Here is a 15,245-nt window from a genome sequence, read left to right as displayed (position 1 = left end):
TATATAAGGTAAGAGATGGCTTGCCGGTTCAGGTTGAAGTCACGACTAACTTCAGGGTGGGCTACGATGGAACTGATGAATTGCGACAGATGCGGCAAGCTTCATGTGCAAAGACTGGATATGCTCTGCAAGGAATGCCAGCAGGTCTATCTCGCGGAGTCGCATCTCGTCAAAGAATATGTCAAAAATCATCCTGGATCAACGCTCATGGATGTCGTCCGGCATACGGGGCTTCCTTTGAAATGGATTAAAGAGATGCTGAAATAGGCTCGCCCCGGCTCAGCAGAGACATTCCGGTTCGCCGCCCTTCTGAGCCGTCGAAGCTTCGCTCTCAACTGGGGAGGAGGCGTTCTCAGGCAAACCGCCGCTTCGTTCATACGCGATCAAGGCGTGCGTAGCGTGACTGAGCACCGCTCCGGCTCGCGTGGAAGCTGCGACGAGCACGGCCTCGACGATTTCTTCGCGCGTGCCGCCCAGCTTCCGGTATTTTCGAACATGGTTATCGATACAGTAGGGACAGCCGGTCACGTGGGCAACGGCGACGGCGATTAATTCCTTTGTTTTTAAGGGAACGACGTTCGAGGCCTGATAGACGTCGTTCTCGAATTTCAGGAACGAATCGGCGGCTTTCGGGGCAAGCCCGATCAGCTCCGGAATCCGCTCCAAATTCGCTGGCTTGTAATAAGCGTCCATATGAATCCTCCTTGGATTATCGATTTCGTCTTGATCATATCGCAAGGAAGAATCGATTGCCGTGACTAAGTCACACTCGCGAATCGGCGATTCGCTGCAGCTTTGCCGGGTCCAGCAGGACGACTTGCCCCCGCTGCAGTTGAATCGCTTCTTGGCTTTGGAACGCCTTTAACGTACGGGAGACGACTTCCCGGGCGGTGCCGAGCTCGGCCGCGATTCGATCGTGCGTCAGGCGCAAGGGAGCGTCGAAATGTTGAAGCTGAGCCTGCGCGAGCAGAAAATCGGCCAGACGGACCGGAATCGGCTGGAAAGCGATTTTGCCAAGCAGCGAGGCGACGTCGGTAATCCGGCCGACGAGCTGCCTGTAGACGAATTGCCGGATCGGCTTGCATTCGTCGATCCAAGAGATAAACTCCGCAGCCGGAACGGCGACGACCTCCGTAGGCACCTCGATCGCCGCGGAAGCTTCGTATTCCGTCTCTCCGATCACGCTGGCCATCATTAGCGGGCAGCATTCTCCGCCGAAAGCGCGATATAGCGTGACTTCCCGTCCCGAGGAAGGACATAACTTGTAGATGCGAACTCCGCCGCTGACGATAAACAGGGCGTGCTCCAGCAGCTTGCCTTCCCGAACGGAGTGGGGAGTATCGGGCGTGATCGAGACGAGCTCAGAGCGTCGCCATTTATCGTCGGGAACGGATGCAAAGCAGGGGAACAGCAGACGAATGCGGGACAGCTGTGCGTTACTAATCATAGGAATAGAGACTCCTTAGGAGATAAATGGCGCCATGCTATAAAACATTCCACTTTTGCGCGGCGAATCCTTTTAGCCGAAAAGGCGAACCTCAGCCCATTGCATTCCTGACATCCGTTCGGTTATAATTAGACCAACTGGTCGGTCTAGGGGGTTGTAAGCATGGTCAGAGGACGGTCCGACGGAGAAGAAACGAAAAGAAGAATTACCGATAAAGCGAAGCAGCTATTTATCCGTAAAGGCTTCGGAGCGGTGTCGATGAACGAAGTATGCGAGGCGGCCGAGGTCAGCAAAGGCAGCCTGTACCACCACTTCAAGAGTAAGGACGAATTGTTCCTGCAAGTCTTAGAAGAGGATTCGGAGCAGTGGAGCCAAGAGTGGGAACGGCTTCGGGTAGAGGCGGGCGGCGTGGAAGACCAGTTCTATGCGTTGGCCGAGCATTATGCCAACGACTTTCAGAATCCGCTTCTTACGGCCCAGGAGGAATATTCCCGGAGTCGACTTATCACCGATGAAGTTCTGGAGAGGCTGCTGAGAATTGCCGACAGCAATTCTCAGGCATGTCGAAGCGTATTGCGCGAAGGAATGGAGAAGGGCGAACTGACCAACGGGGATCTTGATCGCTTGGTCATCTTGGTCAGCAGCATGATGGAGGGATTGGGCAAGCTGATCTACATGCCCGATTTTGGCAAGGATCAGGACAAGATCAGACCGTATTACCGGGATGCGGTTAAGCTATTGCTGGAAGGCATTCGTGCCAAGCGGAATTAAATATTCGACAGCTTGGCATTTTTTTATAGCTATTAACTAGACCGAATGGTCGGTCTAAAAGGTGGGAGAGAGCTATGCTAATCAAAAATCGCACGTTTCGTCTCATTTTCGCATCGGATCTTCTTCAGCAAATGGCCATCTGGATCCGCAATATGGCTTTGCTGTATTTTGTGCTGGAACGGACGAACGGGGATAAGTTCGCTGTGTCGTTGCTGTCTATCGTCGAATACGCGCCGATCTTCGTTTTCTCCATCGTAGGAGGGCTGTTCGCCGACAGATGGAACCCGAAGCGGACGATGATCGCGGGCGACCTGCTCAGCGCGGCGTCCATTCTCGTCATTATCGCCTTGATCGCCGCAGATGCTTGGCAGTCCTTGTATGCCGCGGTCTTTATATCCGCAATCCTTAGCCAATTTTCACAGCCATCCTCCGCTAAAATTTTTAAGGCCCGCATCCCCGAAGATCAGGTTCCGACAGCAATCGGGCTGACGCAAAGCATGAGCTCGTTGTTCCTAATTCTCGGTCCGGTTGCGGGGACCGCGATCTACCAATGGGCCGGGTTAAAGGCGTCCTTGATCGTCCTGCCCGTTCTGTTCCTGATGTCGGCTGCGGTGCTGGCCTTGCTGCCCAGAGACGTCGGCGCTGTGGAAAAGTCCAATTCCACGCTTCGCGACGATATGAGCGAGGGATTTCGCTTCGTAAAGTCCGAGAGCGGGCTGAAGAAGCTGTTTCTTTCCTTCGCGTTAATCGGCCTGGGGGCAGGACTGGTACAGCCGCTGGAAGTGTTCATCGTGACGGAGAGATTGGGGCTGTCTCCCGACAACGTGCAGTGGTTCGCGGCTGCGGACGGCTTCGGCCTGCTGCTCGGGGCTTTGATCGCAGCCGGTTTCGCGAAGCTGCTGAACGCCCGTTATCTGCTCCCGACGGCGATTATTTTTCTAGGCGTAACCTATGTCGTCGAGGCATTGTCGGTCTGGCCGGTGCTGACAGGGGTATTCCGTTTTGCGAACGGCGTTTTGCTGGCGATTCTTAATACTGCAGTTGGCAGCTATGTGATCGCGAAAATTCCGGGCGAGATGGTCGGAAGGGTGAGCGGCATCGTCACTCCGCTCTCGATGGGAGCTCTGCTGCTGGGAACGACGATGTCCGGTCCCTTGAGCCATTACTCGGGCATCTATATCGCGTATTTCGCAGCGGCCGTTCTGTGCGCGCTGTCAGCCTTGCCCACCTTCGGGCTGAGATTGATGCAGAAGTCTCCCGGCGTGGAGGAGGAAAAAGGGACTGTCGCCCAAAGTTAATCTCTATCTGGCCGACATCCGTGCTCGGCGACTTCGAACCTTTTTCGCCCGCCGGACCAATATAGACGAGAACCGATCAGGAGGTGCCTTATGCAGGACAGCGAATTGCAGCCGTGGCTCGAACGGATGATCCAGGGAGACGGGGATGCTTTTCGCCGCATCTACGAGCTGACCAAGGACGACGTCTATCGCTTGCTCGTCTTTCTGTTGAACGACAGGGAAGACGCCGGCGATGTGATGAGCGAGGTATATCTCAGCCTGCACCGTTCGCTGTCCGGCTATCGGCCCGAGCAGTCGTTTCGCAAATGGCTGAACGGTATCGCAGTGCGTCAGGCGAGCAATTGGAAGCGCAAGCTGTGGCGCAGAATGCGCCTGTTCGAACGGGTGAGCGCGGTAAGCGGCAGCCCCGAGGGGGATTGGCCGACCGAAGAGCGAACGCTTGCCAAGGAGTCGAGCCTGGAGCTGTTGACGCTGGTGGACAGACTGCCCTACAAGCTGAAGGAAGTCGTCGTGCTTCGGCACTATCGCGAGTATTCGCTGGAGGAGATTGCAGAGACGCTGGGCATTCCGGTCGGTACGGTCAAGTCGAGGCATCATTCGGCGCTCGGCAAGCTGCGTCAGTGGATCGGACAAGACATGTTCCTTGGGGAGGCTGCGGTTCATGCGGATTGAAGATCGGATAAAAGTCGCTTATCGCGAAGAGGCGGGCGCAATTTCCGTACCGGCTTTGGCCGATAAGAGGGCAAGAGCGCGGATCGAACGGCTGCTCAAGACGAAGCAGGGAAGAAGCGCGACGCTGAGCCGCAGAGCGGTTAAGTGGGCCTTGGCCGGATCGCTTGCCCTGCTGGTGATGGGATTTACTGCGCAATATTTCGTGCGGATCGGAGACGATCGCTTCAGCATGGAGATGGCGATTGTCGACGAAGTTAAGTTTGACGCGCACACGGCAAATCTTGTACGGCAGCAGTTGCAGACGGTAAGGAACCAACTGGCGGTCGGAGAGAAGGCGCTCGTCTACTCCCGGGAGATGGAGTCGCTGCTACCGGACTATTGGAGCAAGAATCTATATTATGCGGAATATGTGAGTAACCCGTATCTGTTTACGGACTATGGGCAGTGGAAGGAACGGTTGGCCGATCTCGTGCCGCAGCTTGTCCTTCCGGACGAGCGGAGCAGCGGGCTTGTATTTGTCAGCGGGAAGGACGAGCTGGCCTTCGGAGGGTTCGTGACCGAAATGGATGTCGCCAAGCGGTTGCAGACAGAGGTGGCGGACAAGGGGACGGCGCTTGCTTGGGAGAAGATCACGAGAAGCGAGTCGTTGTTTGACTCGTATACGTCGTCCTACAAGGACGCGAGCGGAGATGAGCTGTCATTCACCGTCCAGGTTAATAAGGAAGGCTCCAAGTTTGTCAGTCTGACGCAGGCCCAGTCGGAGAAGCTTAAGCTGAGCGACGGCCGTGAAGCGCTGTATGCGTTTAACGACAAGTTCCTGTACAGCGATACGAACCGGTATGTCAGCCTGAGCTGGGTCGATACGCAGGCGGAGTCTCCCGTCCTGTACACGCTCGGCAGCTTCTCGCTATCGATGACGAAGGAGCGATTGATCGCTGTTGCCGAGTCCATGGCTGCCCAACAAATCAAGGCAAAGCCGGCCGCGTAGGGCTGAAGCTGCCTCAAACCATAATCGCCCTCTACTTGGCCTTTGGCCAGGCGGAGGGCGATCTTCTTTATTAATGTCAGTTCTCGCACGCTCCGGCGTTCCCTGCTTGCTTATATTCGCTCGGAGATAGGTCGGTCTCTTGCTTGAACACTTTGGCGAAGTAGGAATAGTTGGCGTACCCGACCTTGTTGGCCACGGCGAATACCGAGAGCTGCGTCGTGGCGAGCAGCTTTTTGGCGGCTTCGATTCGTGCGCCAATGATATATGCCCCGAGCGATACGCCGGTTTCTTTTTTGAACAGGCGGGCCAAATAGTCGGGATGAAGGAAAAAAACATCGGCCAGGCTGATTCGGGTCAAGTCTTCCCCGTAATGCGAATGAATATATTGTTTGATCTCCTCGGCCACGGTTCTGGGCTGGTCGGCGAAGTCGCGGTATGACATCGCGGTCCGGACAAGATCCTGCAAATAAGCTTCCATATCTTCGATAGAATTCAAGGAGCGGGCCAGCAGCTGCTCTTTGGCCTTGCCCTTGTACAACTGATGCGCCTGAATGCCTTTGGATTTGAGGAAGGCGTACACGAGCTGCATGATATCGATCCGGAACAGAGCGAGCGTAGAGGTTGAGACGTGATTTTCATTGGAATGTTGATTGAGATATAGTGTTGTATCCTGAAGAAAAGCATCGGGCCGGTGGTGCTCTAAATGACTCTCGAGTCGGGGGAGATCCGGCGGGGTATAGACTTCTTCCGATGGGTGGTCGCCTCGCTCCACGAGAAAAATCTGATTGCGACGTTTGGCGAACCCTTCATTCAACTGCAGCAGTTGGCGGAAGCCGCCGCTGACGGTTTCAAGTGCGGCAGCTACTCCGACGATGCAGCAAGCATCGCACTTCAAAGACTGATTCGCCTGTTGAATGAACGAGTCGCACAATTGTTCAAGCGTCGATGCATCGGGCGAATGGCTCCTGGGGATTTGACCGCGAGGACATCATCGCCTCCATCAACGCTAAGGGACGGGACAATGCGCGCACCCCGATGCAGTGGGACGATACGCCGAACGGCGGATTCACAACCGGGACTCCGTGGCTGCGGGTGAATTCCAACTACGCATCTATAAACGCGGCTGCCGCGTTGGCTGACTCGAACTCGATATTCCATACGTATAAACAACTGATTGCGCTCCGCAAAGCCAATCCGATTATCGTATGGGGCGACTACGAGTTGATCGAGGAAGGACCGGAGCAGTTATTCCTGTACCTCCGTCGGTACGAAGGACGTACGTGGGCGGTCGCGGCTAACTTCGGCGGCGCAGCGATATCGGCTAGCGTTCCCTGGTTGGGTCACAGCGAAGCGATCATCATTGCCAACTATGAGAGAACGTTGGTGGATTTTGCGCAACTAGACCTCCAGCCGTTCGAAGCGTTTGCGGTTGAGCTGGCTCAGGTAAACTAGCTAAATCGTCAGACAGCGTCGATGAAGCGACACGTTTATATCGCCTGCGTTACCCAAAAGGGGTTTTTCTTTTATTTTCTGACGGTCAGCATATCCTTTACCGAGCGCCATTCCGCGAGATGCTTCTCCAGATCGGCGATCAGCGTATCCACGTCCCGGGAGAATTGCTGCAGCTCGATGCCTTCCAGCTCCGGCAGGTCGGACGGAGACAGCGGGCCGGGAGGAGGCAAGGTGGCAAGCAGCAGGTTCAGCATGTCCTCGACGAAGCTGCCGGACGTAGGCTCCTCGTCTTCATCCGATTCAGGCGTCTCTTCCGCCAGGCCGGAGAGCATAGGCATGGCGAGCTGAACGGTTTCGGAAGTTACTCTTGCCCTTGCTCTCGGCAGATCGACAGCCGATCTTTCCTCCGCCGCGGGTGGAACCGGCGCCTGAGTGCCATTCTCCACTACCGAATTTTCCGGAGGCGCTATGTAAGGCCCCTCCTTGGGCATCGCGCTTTTGGCTCTTTCCTTGCGGTTGTGCTCGTACGTCGACCAGGTTTCGAGCAGCTGGTATCCCGTCTTAAACAGCAGCTTGCCCTTTGTCGCGTCGGAAATTTCCTTATCCTTGAACAAGCGCGCGATCCGCTTCACATCGGTGACGGGCATCTCGTCTTCGGCCATGATAAGCGCCAGAGAATCGCGATATTCCATTGGCAAGTCCTTGAGCGCTATCACTTGATCCTCGGTCAGCCGTCCCTTCTTAATCTCGGTGCCGGCGGAGATCAGTTGGCGGACGGCGGGGCTGAACTTCAACAGCTCCAGCTTGTTCTTAATATAGTTTTCCGGCTTGCCCAGCTTGCTGGACAAATACTTGACCGAGCTGCTGAACTTCGGATCGGTCAGCAGCTTATTGAAAGCTTCGGCTTCCTCGATCGGAGAGAAGCCTTGCCGAGTCAAGTTTTCCGCGATCTGCTCCAGATAGATTTCCATCTCGTCCGTCGCTTCGGATACGATGCACGGAATCGTCGGCAGGCTCAGCGCGGTGCAAGCTTTGTAACGCCGGTTGCCGTAAATGATTTTGTAGCGCCCGTCCGGGGTTTTGCGGACTTTAATGGGCGATAGCAGCCCCATCTCTCCAATGCTGTTCATTAGCTCCTGCAGAGCTTCGTCGTCGAACTGGTAGCGGGGCTGCTCTTTATCTTCATCGATTAAATGCGTAGCAATCGGAATAATGTCCATGCTTGGTCTCCTGTCTATGAATTCTTATAAGGACGAGCCAGTGGGAACATCTGTATTATAGCTCAGCGACGCGACGATGGGAATAAAGCTTGAAGTTTCAAAATCGCTCGTACTATGATAGGAGGATGCAAAATAGACAAGGAGATCGTTATTTTGAACAGATATCAAGACAGACTTGCGGCTGGGACGGGAGAGCGCGGCAGCGCCGGACGGCTCTGGTATGTGGCGCTGCTCGGATCGTTGTCGGCCTTCGGACCTTTATCTCTTGATTTGTACTTGCCGGCGCTGCCGGGATTGGCGGAAAATCTGCACACGAGTTCGTCCTACGCGCAGCTCAGCTTGACCGCTTGTATGATCGGACTGTCGGTCGGCCAACTGTTCGCCGGCGCGCTCAGCGACTTTCGCGGCCGTAGAGGACCGCTGCTGATCGGAGTGGCGGTCTACGCCGTCGCTTCGTTGCTGTGCGCCTTCAGTCCGTCGATTGGCGTACTGATCGCGCTCCGGTTTGTGCAAGGCTTGGCAGGATCGGCGGGCATCGTCATTTCCCGGGCGATTGTCCGGGATCTGTATTCCGGCTCCGAGCTGACGAAATTTTATGCGATGCTCATGCTGGTTAACGGCGCAGCGCCGATCTTGTCGCCGGTCGTCGGTGGGCAGCTGCTGAAGTTTACGTCATGGGAAGGACTATTCATCGTGCTCGCCGCTTGGGGAGTCGTCACGCTGCTCGCCGTCTTTTTCGGTTTGCGCGAGACGTTGCCGACGGAAAAAAGGATGACGGGCGGGCTGAAGACGACATTCTCGACGTTCCGCACCCTGCTCGGAGATCGGCTGTTTATGGGGTATGCGTTGTCGCAGGCGCTGGTGACGGCGGCCATGTTCGCTTATATCTCGGGCTCGCCGTTCGTGCTGCAGAACATTTACGGTGTATCTCCGCAGCTGTTCAGCTTGTTTTTCGCCATTAACGGCGTAGGAATAATAATTGCGGGACAAACGGCGGGGAGATTGGCGGGAAGAATAGGGGAGAAGAAGCTGTTTGTGACCGGTCTGCTGCTCGCTATGCTCGGGGGCTTGGCTCTGTTGGCCGTCATCCTTGCAGGCGGAGGTCTAATCGCGCTGCTCGTGCCGCTCTTCTTCGTCGTCTCCAGCGTCGGTCTCGTCGGCTCGGCCGGTTTTACTCTGGCGATGAGCAAGCATGGGCATGCGGCCGGAAGCGCTTCGGCGCTGCTCGGATTGCTGGCGTTTCTGTTCGGCGCGGCGCTGGCGCCGCTGGTCGGCGTAGCGGGAAGCGCGAACGCACTGCCTATGGGCCTGCTGATCGCCGCGGCGAACGTCGGCGCAGTCGCTTGTTACCTCTTTATGGTTCGCGCAGTTGAGCAAAAGAGTCAAAAGCTGTAAGGTTAAGATATATTAAATGAACTGAGATACTGTAATGATTAGATCCCTTTCGGAATGCAACGGGACTTCTCTTCACAGGAAGGAGCGGCCTATGATCGCGCAATCCCCTCAAGACATCGACCAATTGAAGAAAATCGGCAAAATCGTGGCCCTAACGATTGAGGAAATGAAAAAGCGGACGCAGCCCGGAATGACGACGAGGCAACTCGACTTGATCGGCCGGGACGTACTGCTGTCGCACGGAGCGGCGTCCGCTCCGATGAAGGACGTGCAATTCCCCGGCTATACGTGCATCAGCATTAACGAAGAGGTTGCTCACGGCATTCCCGGGGACCGGATCATTCAAGCCGGCGACCTGGTGAACGTCGACGTATCTGCAGAGCTGGAAGGCTATTACGCCGATGCCGGGCAATCGTTTCAGGTGGCTCCCGTCGAGACCGAAGTGGATCGTCTGTGCCGACATACGTACGCGACGATGATGAAGGTAATCTCCGGTTTGAAGGGCGGCGTCAAGCTGAACCAGATCGGCAAAACGATGCAGGAGGAAGCAAAGCGGGGTGGCTACCGCATTATCGAAAATTTGTGCAGCCACGGCGTAGGCAGAAGCTTGCATGAGGAGCCCTTCGAGATTTTGCCCTATTCCGAGCCGCGCGACCGAAGAGTGCTGAAGGCGGGCCAGGTCATTACGATAGAGCCGTTCGTCTCGACGGGGGCGACCTATGTCGACCAGCAGGCGGACGGCTGGACGCTTAAAGTGCCCGATCGCAGCCGCGTCGCGCAGTTTGAGCATACGATCATTATTACGAACGGCAATCCGATCATTACGACCGTTTGTTAAACGGCTGACGGAACGGGAGAGTAACGAAAGATGTCGAAAACGAAAACGAAGCATTACGTCGTATGGGTCGGACGCAAGCCCGGGGTGTACGATAGCTGGGCGGAGTGCCAAAAGCAAATCAACCAGTTCGACGAGGCGAAATACAAGTCCTACGAATCCAAGGCGACCGCGGATCAAGCGTACCGGGAAGGCTGGAAGAAGCATTGGGGCAGCGGCAAAAAGACCGGCTCCGCCAAAGCCGGGGCAGGAGAGAGCCTGGGGGAGGTCGACTACGATAGCATCTCCGTCGACGTAGGCACAAGAGGCAATCCGGGACCGGTGGAATACAAAGGCGTGGACACGAAGACGGGGGAGGTGCTGTTCGCGGTAGGTCCGATCGCCAAAGGAACGAACAATCTCGGAGAGTTCCTCGCAATCGTGCATGCGCTGGCCTATTTGAAGAAAATCGGCAGCGGCAAAACGGTCTACAGCGACTCCGTCAACGCGATGAAATGGGTCAAGCAGAAGGAAGTATCCACTACGCTCCCGAGGGACGAGACGACACGGGAAATCTGGGATCTGATCGACCGCGCGGTCCGCTGGCTGAAGACGAACAGCTACCCCAACAAGGTACTCAAATGGCAGACGAAGCAATGGGGCGAGATCAAAGCGGATTACGGCCGGAAATAAGAATAGGCAATTCATCATTCGCATTCGGGGGTATAGCGTTGAAGGCATTGAGTAAAGCGGCAACGAAAGCTCCGATCTTACGTGGGCGAACGTAAATAGCCAATCGCAGAGACGCAAAACAAATCCCCCTCGCCATGACCGCGGCGCCGCCGACGGTTCGCTCAAGGGGGATTTGCCGCTAGGAGCGGAATTCCGTGCGGCTGCCGATATCCGCGCTATCGTTTGGCGGATGGGGATGGAGCGGAATCCGTTCTGTAGACGACCAAGATCGCGCTGCGCTGCTCGCTGATATTGTTCAAGCTCGGTTTGCTGATCGAGCTGTAGCAGATGTTGATCACTTGCTCGTCCTTCAGCTCGGCGAGAAATTCGTTCACTCTTTTCTCGGCCAGGGAGCTGTCGCTATCCACAAATTCTTTGACTCTAATCATGGGAAATCCCTCCAATCGTAGCATTGACGGAGCCAGCTCTGATGACAGAACGTCCGTCGTTTTCTTTAAAGCCGAGGCTGCCCGCTGCGCGACAGCGTATTCCGTTCCCAGAATACGCCGTCCGAGTACCCTTGAATAGAGGCGTCTTGCTCGGCCAGTCGCAGTCTCTTCTCCGTCAGGCAGCAGTAAGATTCGTCGATCTCGACGGTGACGAACTGCCGGTTCAGCTTTTTGGCGACGACGGCCGTCGTGCCCGCTCCACCGAAAGGATCGAAAACGACGTCGCGCTCGTCCGAGCTGGCTAGAATGATTTTGGCCAGCAGCTTCTCCGGCTTCTGTGTCGGATGATCCGTGTTTTCGGCCATGGACCAGAAGGGCACCGTCAGATCGGTCCACAGATTGGAAGGATGCGTAAGGCGGTACTTGCCGTCCTCGCCTTCCGCCCAGTCCTTCGGCACGCCATGAGCCGTCCGATAAGGGGCGATGACCCGCCGCTTGAGCTTGACGCGATCGACATAGAACTTGTAGTCGGTCGATTTCGTGCAGTGCCAAATATCCTCCGAGGCGTTCTTCCAGTTCGAGAGCGCTCCCCGCCCTTTTTCCCGTTCCCATGTAATCCGGTTAATGACGTTAAGATAGCTGGAAGCGATCTCGAAGATCGAATGGCTGGATCGCCAATCTCCGCATATGTAGACGGTCGCGCCGGGCTTCAGAATGCGCATAAGCTTGCCGAACCAGCCGTCCAGCCATTCCGCGTACTCCCGATGATTCATACGGTTAAAGGTTTGGCCGTTAAAATTTTTCGTCAGATTGTACGGAGGATCGATGAACAGCAAATCTACGAACTCGTCCGGCAAATAATCGATCGCCTCGAACAGATTTTGGCAGACCGTGCGGTTCAGCAGCTGCTCCGCCTCCATCGGCGCCGCCAACGAGATCAGCCGTGCGCGATATTCCGTTCTCTCGGCTTCGCTGAGCGCCATCGTTTTATTGCGTTTCGCGCGTTCTTTTCCACTCTCGGGCATGGAGCAGCACCTCCCAACATTAGTAAGCTTAGATTCCCCTATCATATAAGATACTAGAGCGGGTTATCAACAGCGCGCATTTATTTTCGGGAAAGACCGAACCCTTTCGACAGGAATTGCGTCTATAACAAGAGGGAAAACTTATTTCTTAGAGAGGAAGTATTTCGATGCAGCCTATTTCTATATTGAGAGTGTCGAGAAAAACAATGACCTGGGCCGTTGCGGCGGCAATTGCGATCGCCCCTTTGCTCCCGTCCGGGGATGCGGCCAACGCGGCGGCGAGCCGTTACAAGATCATCGAGCAAGCGATCGACGTGAACGGCACGGCGGTTACCCTGCCTGCGATTAATTCGGAAGGCACGACCTATGTCGCCTTGCGCAGTCTTAACAATCAGATCGGCTTGACGACGAAATGGAACAAGACAAGCAATACGATCACCGTAACCGGCCGCGACCGGGAGCTTGTGCTGAATCTGGGCGACGGCAGCGCAGTGTTGAACGATCAGCAAATTTACGGCCTTCCGGCTATCGTTCAGAGCGGCACGAGTTACGTTCCGTTCAGATTTCTGCTTGAGCGAATGGGCTACGGCGTTGCCTACGACCCCGCGACCAAAGGAATCGGAATCGAGGAGATCCGGGAAAATTCGCTGACTATTGAGACGCAGGCGATCAAGGAGGATAAAAAGCGCCAATCGATCCTGGTGCATTATCCGCAAATCGCCGGCTATGCCAACGAAGACGCGCAGAAGAAAATCAACGAACTGCTGAAGAAGGACGCCGAGCTGAACGTCGAGCTGGCCAAGGAGTCGCTCGCCAATGCGCTTGAAGGAGACGACGGCTCTTACGAGGTTACCTTCGATGGAACCTACACGGTTTCCTACAACGAGCAAGACAAGCTGAGCCTGTACGTCGATTATTATATCTATACCGGGGGCGCTCACGGGTCGACGGCCCGCGTCACCTACACGTTCGATTTGAAGACGGGCAAGCTGCTCTCCCTTGCGGACGTGACCGGAGGCAAGGCCAAATACGTGTCGATCATTAATTCTCACATCCAAAAACAGATTCAAGCGCGCGGCCTTCAACTGTTGGCTCCGTTCAAGACGATCGAGCCGGATCGCGATTTCTTCCTCAAGCATAACGGCATCGTCGTCTATTTCGGTCAGTACGAATATACGCCTTACGCGGCGGGAATGCCGGAGTTCGAAATTCCTTATTCCGCGTTTGAATAACGGACCGACCGCCGTAATATAGGTCTTCGAATAGGCTGCTCCTAAGCAAACTCTCACCGCCGGCTGGGCGGATGGGACGATTGCTAGGGGCAGTCTTTTTTTCCAGTAGATAACTGCAAAACGCCGCCGAGTTAATCCTCCGATGACATTGATCGGTATAATTAATAGGATAACGATAAAAGGAGCTCTCGCATGTCCGGTTCTCCACTAGTTGAAATCGCTTATGAACAAATACGTCACAATCTGCTGAACGCGGATTACGCTCCGGGAATGCTGCTATCCGAGAGCGAGCTGGCGGCGCAATTGAATATGAGCCGTACGCCGATCCGCGATGCGATCCGGCTGCTGGAGAAGGAAGGCTTCGTGCAGACATTGTCCAAGCGCGGCATTCGCGTGAACGCGATCGAGGTTCAGGAACTGTTCGATATTTTCGATCTGCTGACCGCGCTGTATCTGTATACGCTAGACGTCGTGGAGCAGTATAGCGGCGAGATTAACCTGCCGAAAATGAAAACGCATCTGGATGCGTTGATCGAAGCCAGCGACCTTAAAAAATATCGCGATTATTACGAGAACGGTCTGCTGTTTATGCGGACGCTGCTGGAGACGATTCATAATCGTCATATTCTTCAAACCTTCGACGCTTACAAGGACAAAATTTTATTTTTCGTCGTCGTTCATCGTTCCTACAAGCGGCCGAATCGGCCGTTCACGGGAAGAGTCGTCTATACGGAGCTTTACGAGCGGCTGAAGGAAGGGGATATTCAAGGGGCGAGACAGACGCTTCGGAATTCCAAGTGGCACGTGCGGGACGAAGTAATTCGAGGCGGCATGGATTAAGGCATATCCAAGAAAAAAGGGGCTGTCCCCTAAGCAGGACTGATTAAGATGATCGATAAACAAAAAGCAAGGAGTATACACCGCCCGTAGACTGCCTCATACGCTCCTGAAACTACCTTGTAACGGGTTTACCCATTCAGGTTTCAGGAGCGTATAGCATCGGAGGGAGGTATATACTCCTTATTCTTACTTGATGGTTTCAGGTTCAGGGATTGCGGCGCCGCGAGTGTCCACGGTAACCTTCTTCATCACCTGATCGGTTTTCGGACGATCGTTGGCGCCGCGCGGCGTGTTGACGATCTCCTGTGCGACCTCAATGCCTTCGATGACTTTGCCGAAGGCTGCGTATGCGCCGTCCAAGTGCGGAGCGTCGGCGACCATAAGGAAAAACTGGGAGCCTGCGCTGTTCGGATTGCCCGAGCGAGCCATGGAAAGAACGCCAGTCGTATGCTTCAAGTCGTTCTTGATGCCGTTTTGCGAGAACTCGCCTTCGATCGAATATCCGGGACCGCCCATGCCGGTTCCGTCCGGGTCTCCGCCCTGAATCATGAATCCGGGAATAACGCGATGAAAGATCGTTCCGTCGTAGAAGCCTTTGCTCACGAGGGAAACAAAGTTGTTAACCGTGTTCGGCGCAATTTCCGGATAGAGCTCGACTTTAATCGTTTTGCCGCTGTCCATCTCGATCGTAACGATCGGGTTGTTTGATCCGCCCATTGTAGAATCCTCCTTTTGTTTGCCTCCGCATCCCGTTGCGATCAACAGAAGCGCGAATACCGCAAGTAGAGATACAGACAATCGATGACTTCCTGATTTCAAGCTCGAGTCCCCCTTGTCCATTATATCCTTTCGTATCATATCATCTGCGCGAGCAGGAATCCACTAAGGAAGCGATGATCATGTTGACTTCTGCCGCTGCGGTTTTTTCCATCGCGAAGACTCCCATCCTCGGACAAGAAGGGGTACAATA

General features: G+C 55.0%; 18 protein-coding genes. 11 read left to right on the top strand and 7 right to left on the bottom strand.

The genetic code is table 11. The features are described 5' to 3' along the window. Positions 1 to 66 precede the first annotated feature (66 nt). Positions 67 to 267 (top strand): hypothetical protein, encoded by a 201-nt coding sequence (locus J4772_RS30750; protein WP_116065352.1) that lies wholly within the window; start codon positions 67 to 69, stop codon positions 265 to 267. 12 nt (positions 268 to 279) lie between these two features. Here J4772_RS30750 and J4772_RS30745 read toward each other — a convergent pair whose 3' ends face one another. Both J4772_RS30745 and J4772_RS30740 read right to left on the bottom strand, forming a co-directional pair. Beyond that, on the bottom strand, positions 280 to 693 hold the full coding sequence (locus J4772_RS30745) for a carboxymuconolactone decarboxylase family protein (protein ID WP_209072817.1): 414 nt from the start codon (positions 691 to 693) through the stop codon (positions 280 to 282). A 70-nt stretch (positions 694 to 763) separates the two neighbouring features. After that, on the bottom strand, positions 764 to 1,447 hold the full coding sequence (locus tag J4772_RS30740; RefSeq protein WP_209072816.1) for a Crp/Fnr family transcriptional regulator: 684 nt from the start codon (positions 1,445 to 1,447) through the stop codon (positions 764 to 766). 162 nt (positions 1,448 to 1,609) lie between these two features. Between J4772_RS30740 and J4772_RS30735 the strand changes: the two genes are divergently transcribed. The 4 genes from J4772_RS30735 (at position 1,610) to J4772_RS30720 (ending at position 5,176) form a co-directional block, all read left to right on the top strand. After that, positions 1,610 to 2,218, top strand: a complete 609-nt coding sequence (locus J4772_RS30735; protein ID WP_209072815.1) for a TetR/AcrR family transcriptional regulator — start codon at positions 1,610 to 1,612, stop codon at positions 2,216 to 2,218. A gap of 74 nt (positions 2,219 to 2,292) precedes the next feature. Further along, positions 2,293 to 3,516, top strand: a complete 1,224-nt coding sequence (locus tag J4772_RS30730) for an MFS transporter (protein WP_209072814.1) — start codon at positions 2,293 to 2,295, stop codon at positions 3,514 to 3,516. A 90-nt stretch (positions 3,517 to 3,606) separates the two neighbouring features. Continuing rightward, positions 3,607 to 4,188, top strand: a complete 582-nt coding sequence (locus tag J4772_RS30725) for a sigma-70 family RNA polymerase sigma factor (protein ID WP_116065357.1) — start codon at positions 3,607 to 3,609, stop codon at positions 4,186 to 4,188. Continuing rightward, complete coding sequence (locus J4772_RS30720; RefSeq protein WP_209072813.1) at positions 4,178 to 5,176, top strand: hypothetical protein; 999 nt, start codon at positions 4,178 to 4,180, stop codon at positions 5,174 to 5,176. The genes J4772_RS30725 and J4772_RS30720 overlap by 11 nt, the downstream gene beginning before the upstream one ends. A gap of 76 nt (positions 5,177 to 5,252) precedes the next feature. Here the strand turns inward: J4772_RS30720 and J4772_RS30715 are convergent, their stop codons facing one another. Beyond that, entirely contained in the window at positions 5,253 to 6,071 is an 819-nt protein-coding gene (locus J4772_RS30715) for a helix-turn-helix transcriptional regulator (protein ID WP_247740897.1), read from the bottom strand. A gap of 50 nt (positions 6,072 to 6,121) precedes the next feature. Between J4772_RS30715 and J4772_RS30710 the strand changes: the two genes are divergently transcribed. Next, positions 6,122 to 6,628, top strand: coding sequence for an alpha-amylase family glycosyl hydrolase (locus J4772_RS30710; RefSeq protein WP_209072812.1), 507 nt, complete (start codon positions 6,122 to 6,124; stop codon positions 6,626 to 6,628). Between the two features lie 71 nt (positions 6,629 to 6,699). Here J4772_RS30710 and J4772_RS30705 read toward each other — a convergent pair whose 3' ends face one another. Further along, complete coding sequence (locus tag J4772_RS30705) at positions 6,700 to 7,848, bottom strand: ParB/RepB/Spo0J family partition protein (RefSeq protein ID WP_209072811.1); 1,149 nt, start codon at positions 7,846 to 7,848, stop codon at positions 6,700 to 6,702. A gap of 114 nt (positions 7,849 to 7,962) precedes the next feature. On the opposite strand from J4772_RS30705, the gene J4772_RS30700 reads away from it, so the two are divergent. The 3 genes from J4772_RS30700 (at position 7,963) to rnhA (ending at position 10,750) form a co-directional block, all read left to right on the top strand. Further along, the gene (locus J4772_RS30700; protein ID WP_209072810.1) at positions 7,963 to 9,243 is read left to right on the top strand and encodes a multidrug effflux MFS transporter; all 1,281 of its coding nucleotides are present in this window, start codon (positions 7,963 to 7,965) and stop codon (positions 9,241 to 9,243) included. Positions 9,244 to 9,334: 91 nt separating this feature from the next. Continuing rightward, positions 9,335 to 10,081 carry a type I methionyl aminopeptidase gene (map, locus tag J4772_RS30695; protein ID WP_116065367.1) on the top strand — a complete coding sequence of 249 codons (747 nt, stop codon included), beginning with the start codon at positions 9,335 to 9,337 and terminating at the stop codon, positions 10,079 to 10,081. Between the two features lie 30 nt (positions 10,082 to 10,111). Then, positions 10,112 to 10,750: a ribonuclease H gene (gene rnhA / locus J4772_RS30690; protein ID WP_116065368.1), complete on the top strand. Its 639-nt coding sequence runs from the start codon at positions 10,112 to 10,114 to the stop codon at positions 10,748 to 10,750. A 215-nt stretch (positions 10,751 to 10,965) separates the two neighbouring features. Here rnhA and J4772_RS30685 read toward each other — a convergent pair whose 3' ends face one another. Both J4772_RS30685 and J4772_RS30680 read right to left on the bottom strand, forming a co-directional pair. Next, complete coding sequence (locus J4772_RS30685) at positions 10,966 to 11,178, bottom strand: sporulation protein Cse60 (protein WP_116065369.1); 213 nt, start codon at positions 11,176 to 11,178, stop codon at positions 10,966 to 10,968. A 65-nt stretch (positions 11,179 to 11,243) separates the two neighbouring features. Beyond that, positions 11,244 to 12,203, bottom strand: coding sequence for a DNA-methyltransferase (locus tag J4772_RS30680; RefSeq protein ID WP_209072809.1), 960 nt, complete (start codon positions 12,201 to 12,203; stop codon positions 11,244 to 11,246). 167 nt (positions 12,204 to 12,370) lie between these two features. Between J4772_RS30680 and J4772_RS30675 the strand changes: the two genes are divergently transcribed. After that, positions 12,371 to 13,435 (top strand): stalk domain-containing protein, encoded by a 1,065-nt coding sequence (locus tag J4772_RS30675; RefSeq protein WP_116065371.1) that lies wholly within the window; start codon positions 12,371 to 12,373, stop codon positions 13,433 to 13,435. A 192-nt stretch (positions 13,436 to 13,627) separates the two neighbouring features. Beyond that, positions 13,628 to 14,275 (top strand): GntR family transcriptional regulator, encoded by a 648-nt coding sequence (locus J4772_RS30670; protein WP_209072808.1) that lies wholly within the window; start codon positions 13,628 to 13,630, stop codon positions 14,273 to 14,275. 186 nt (positions 14,276 to 14,461) lie between these two features. Here J4772_RS30670 and J4772_RS30665 read toward each other — a convergent pair whose 3' ends face one another. Then, positions 14,462 to 15,115 carry a peptidylprolyl isomerase gene (locus tag J4772_RS30665; RefSeq protein WP_209072807.1) on the bottom strand — a complete coding sequence of 218 codons (654 nt, stop codon included), beginning with the start codon at positions 15,113 to 15,115 and terminating at the stop codon, positions 14,462 to 14,464. Positions 15,116 to 15,245: the final 130 nt, after the last annotated feature.

This window comes from Cohnella sp. LGH (genome assembly GCF_017671885.1).
In the GTDB taxonomy this organism is placed as follows: Bacteria; Bacillota; Bacilli; order Paenibacillales; family Paenibacillaceae; genus Cohnella; species Cohnella phaseoli.
This window is presented reverse-complemented; position numbering and strand designations above follow the sequence as displayed.

Bases quoted from the DNA above. Each gene is read 5' to 3' on its own strand.
- J4772_RS30750 (WP_116065352.1), top strand. From the start codon at position 67: ATGGAACTGATGAATTGCGACAGATGCGGCAAGCTTCATGTGCAAAGA.
- J4772_RS30745 (WP_209072817.1), bottom strand. From the start codon at position 693: ATGGACGCTTATTACAAGCCAGCGAATTTGGAGCGGATTCCGGAGCTG.
- J4772_RS30740 (WP_209072816.1), bottom strand. From the start codon at position 1,447: ATGATTAGTAACGCACAGCTGTCCCGCATTCGTCTGCTGTTCCCCTGC.
- J4772_RS30735 (WP_209072815.1), top strand. From the start codon at position 1,610: ATGGTCAGAGGACGGTCCGACGGAGAAGAAACGAAAAGAAGAATTACC.
- J4772_RS30730 (WP_209072814.1), top strand. From the start codon at position 2,293: ATGCTAATCAAAAATCGCACGTTTCGTCTCATTTTCGCATCGGATCTT.
- J4772_RS30725 (WP_116065357.1), top strand. From the start codon at position 3,607: ATGCAGGACAGCGAATTGCAGCCGTGGCTCGAACGGATGATCCAGGGA.
- J4772_RS30720 (WP_209072813.1), top strand. From the start codon at position 4,178: ATGCGGATTGAAGATCGGATAAAAGTCGCTTATCGCGAAGAGGCGGGC.
- J4772_RS30710 (WP_209072812.1), top strand. From the start codon at position 6,122: ATGCATCGGGCGAATGGCTCCTGGGGATTTGACCGCGAGGACATCATC.
- J4772_RS30705 (WP_209072811.1), bottom strand. From the start codon at position 7,848: ATGGACATTATTCCGATTGCTACGCATTTAATCGATGAAGATAAAGAG.
- J4772_RS30700 (WP_209072810.1), top strand. From the start codon at position 7,963: ATGATAGGAGGATGCAAAATAGACAAGGAGATCGTTATTTTGAACAGA.
- map (WP_116065367.1), top strand. From the start codon at position 9,335: ATGATCGCGCAATCCCCTCAAGACATCGACCAATTGAAGAAAATCGGC.
- rnhA (WP_116065368.1), top strand. From the start codon at position 10,112: ATGTCGAAAACGAAAACGAAGCATTACGTCGTATGGGTCGGACGCAAG.
- J4772_RS30685 (WP_116065369.1), bottom strand. From the start codon at position 11,178: ATGATTAGAGTCAAAGAATTTGTGGATAGCGACAGCTCCCTGGCCGAG.
- J4772_RS30680 (WP_209072809.1), bottom strand. From the start codon at position 12,203: ATGCCCGAGAGTGGAAAAGAACGCGCGAAACGCAATAAAACGATGGCG.
- J4772_RS30675 (WP_116065371.1), top strand. From the start codon at position 12,371: ATGCAGCCTATTTCTATATTGAGAGTGTCGAGAAAAACAATGACCTGG.
- J4772_RS30670 (WP_209072808.1), top strand. From the start codon at position 13,628: ATGTCCGGTTCTCCACTAGTTGAAATCGCTTATGAACAAATACGTCAC.
- J4772_RS30665 (WP_209072807.1), bottom strand. From the start codon at position 15,115: ATGGACAAGGGGGACTCGAGCTTGAAATCAGGAAGTCATCGATTGTCT.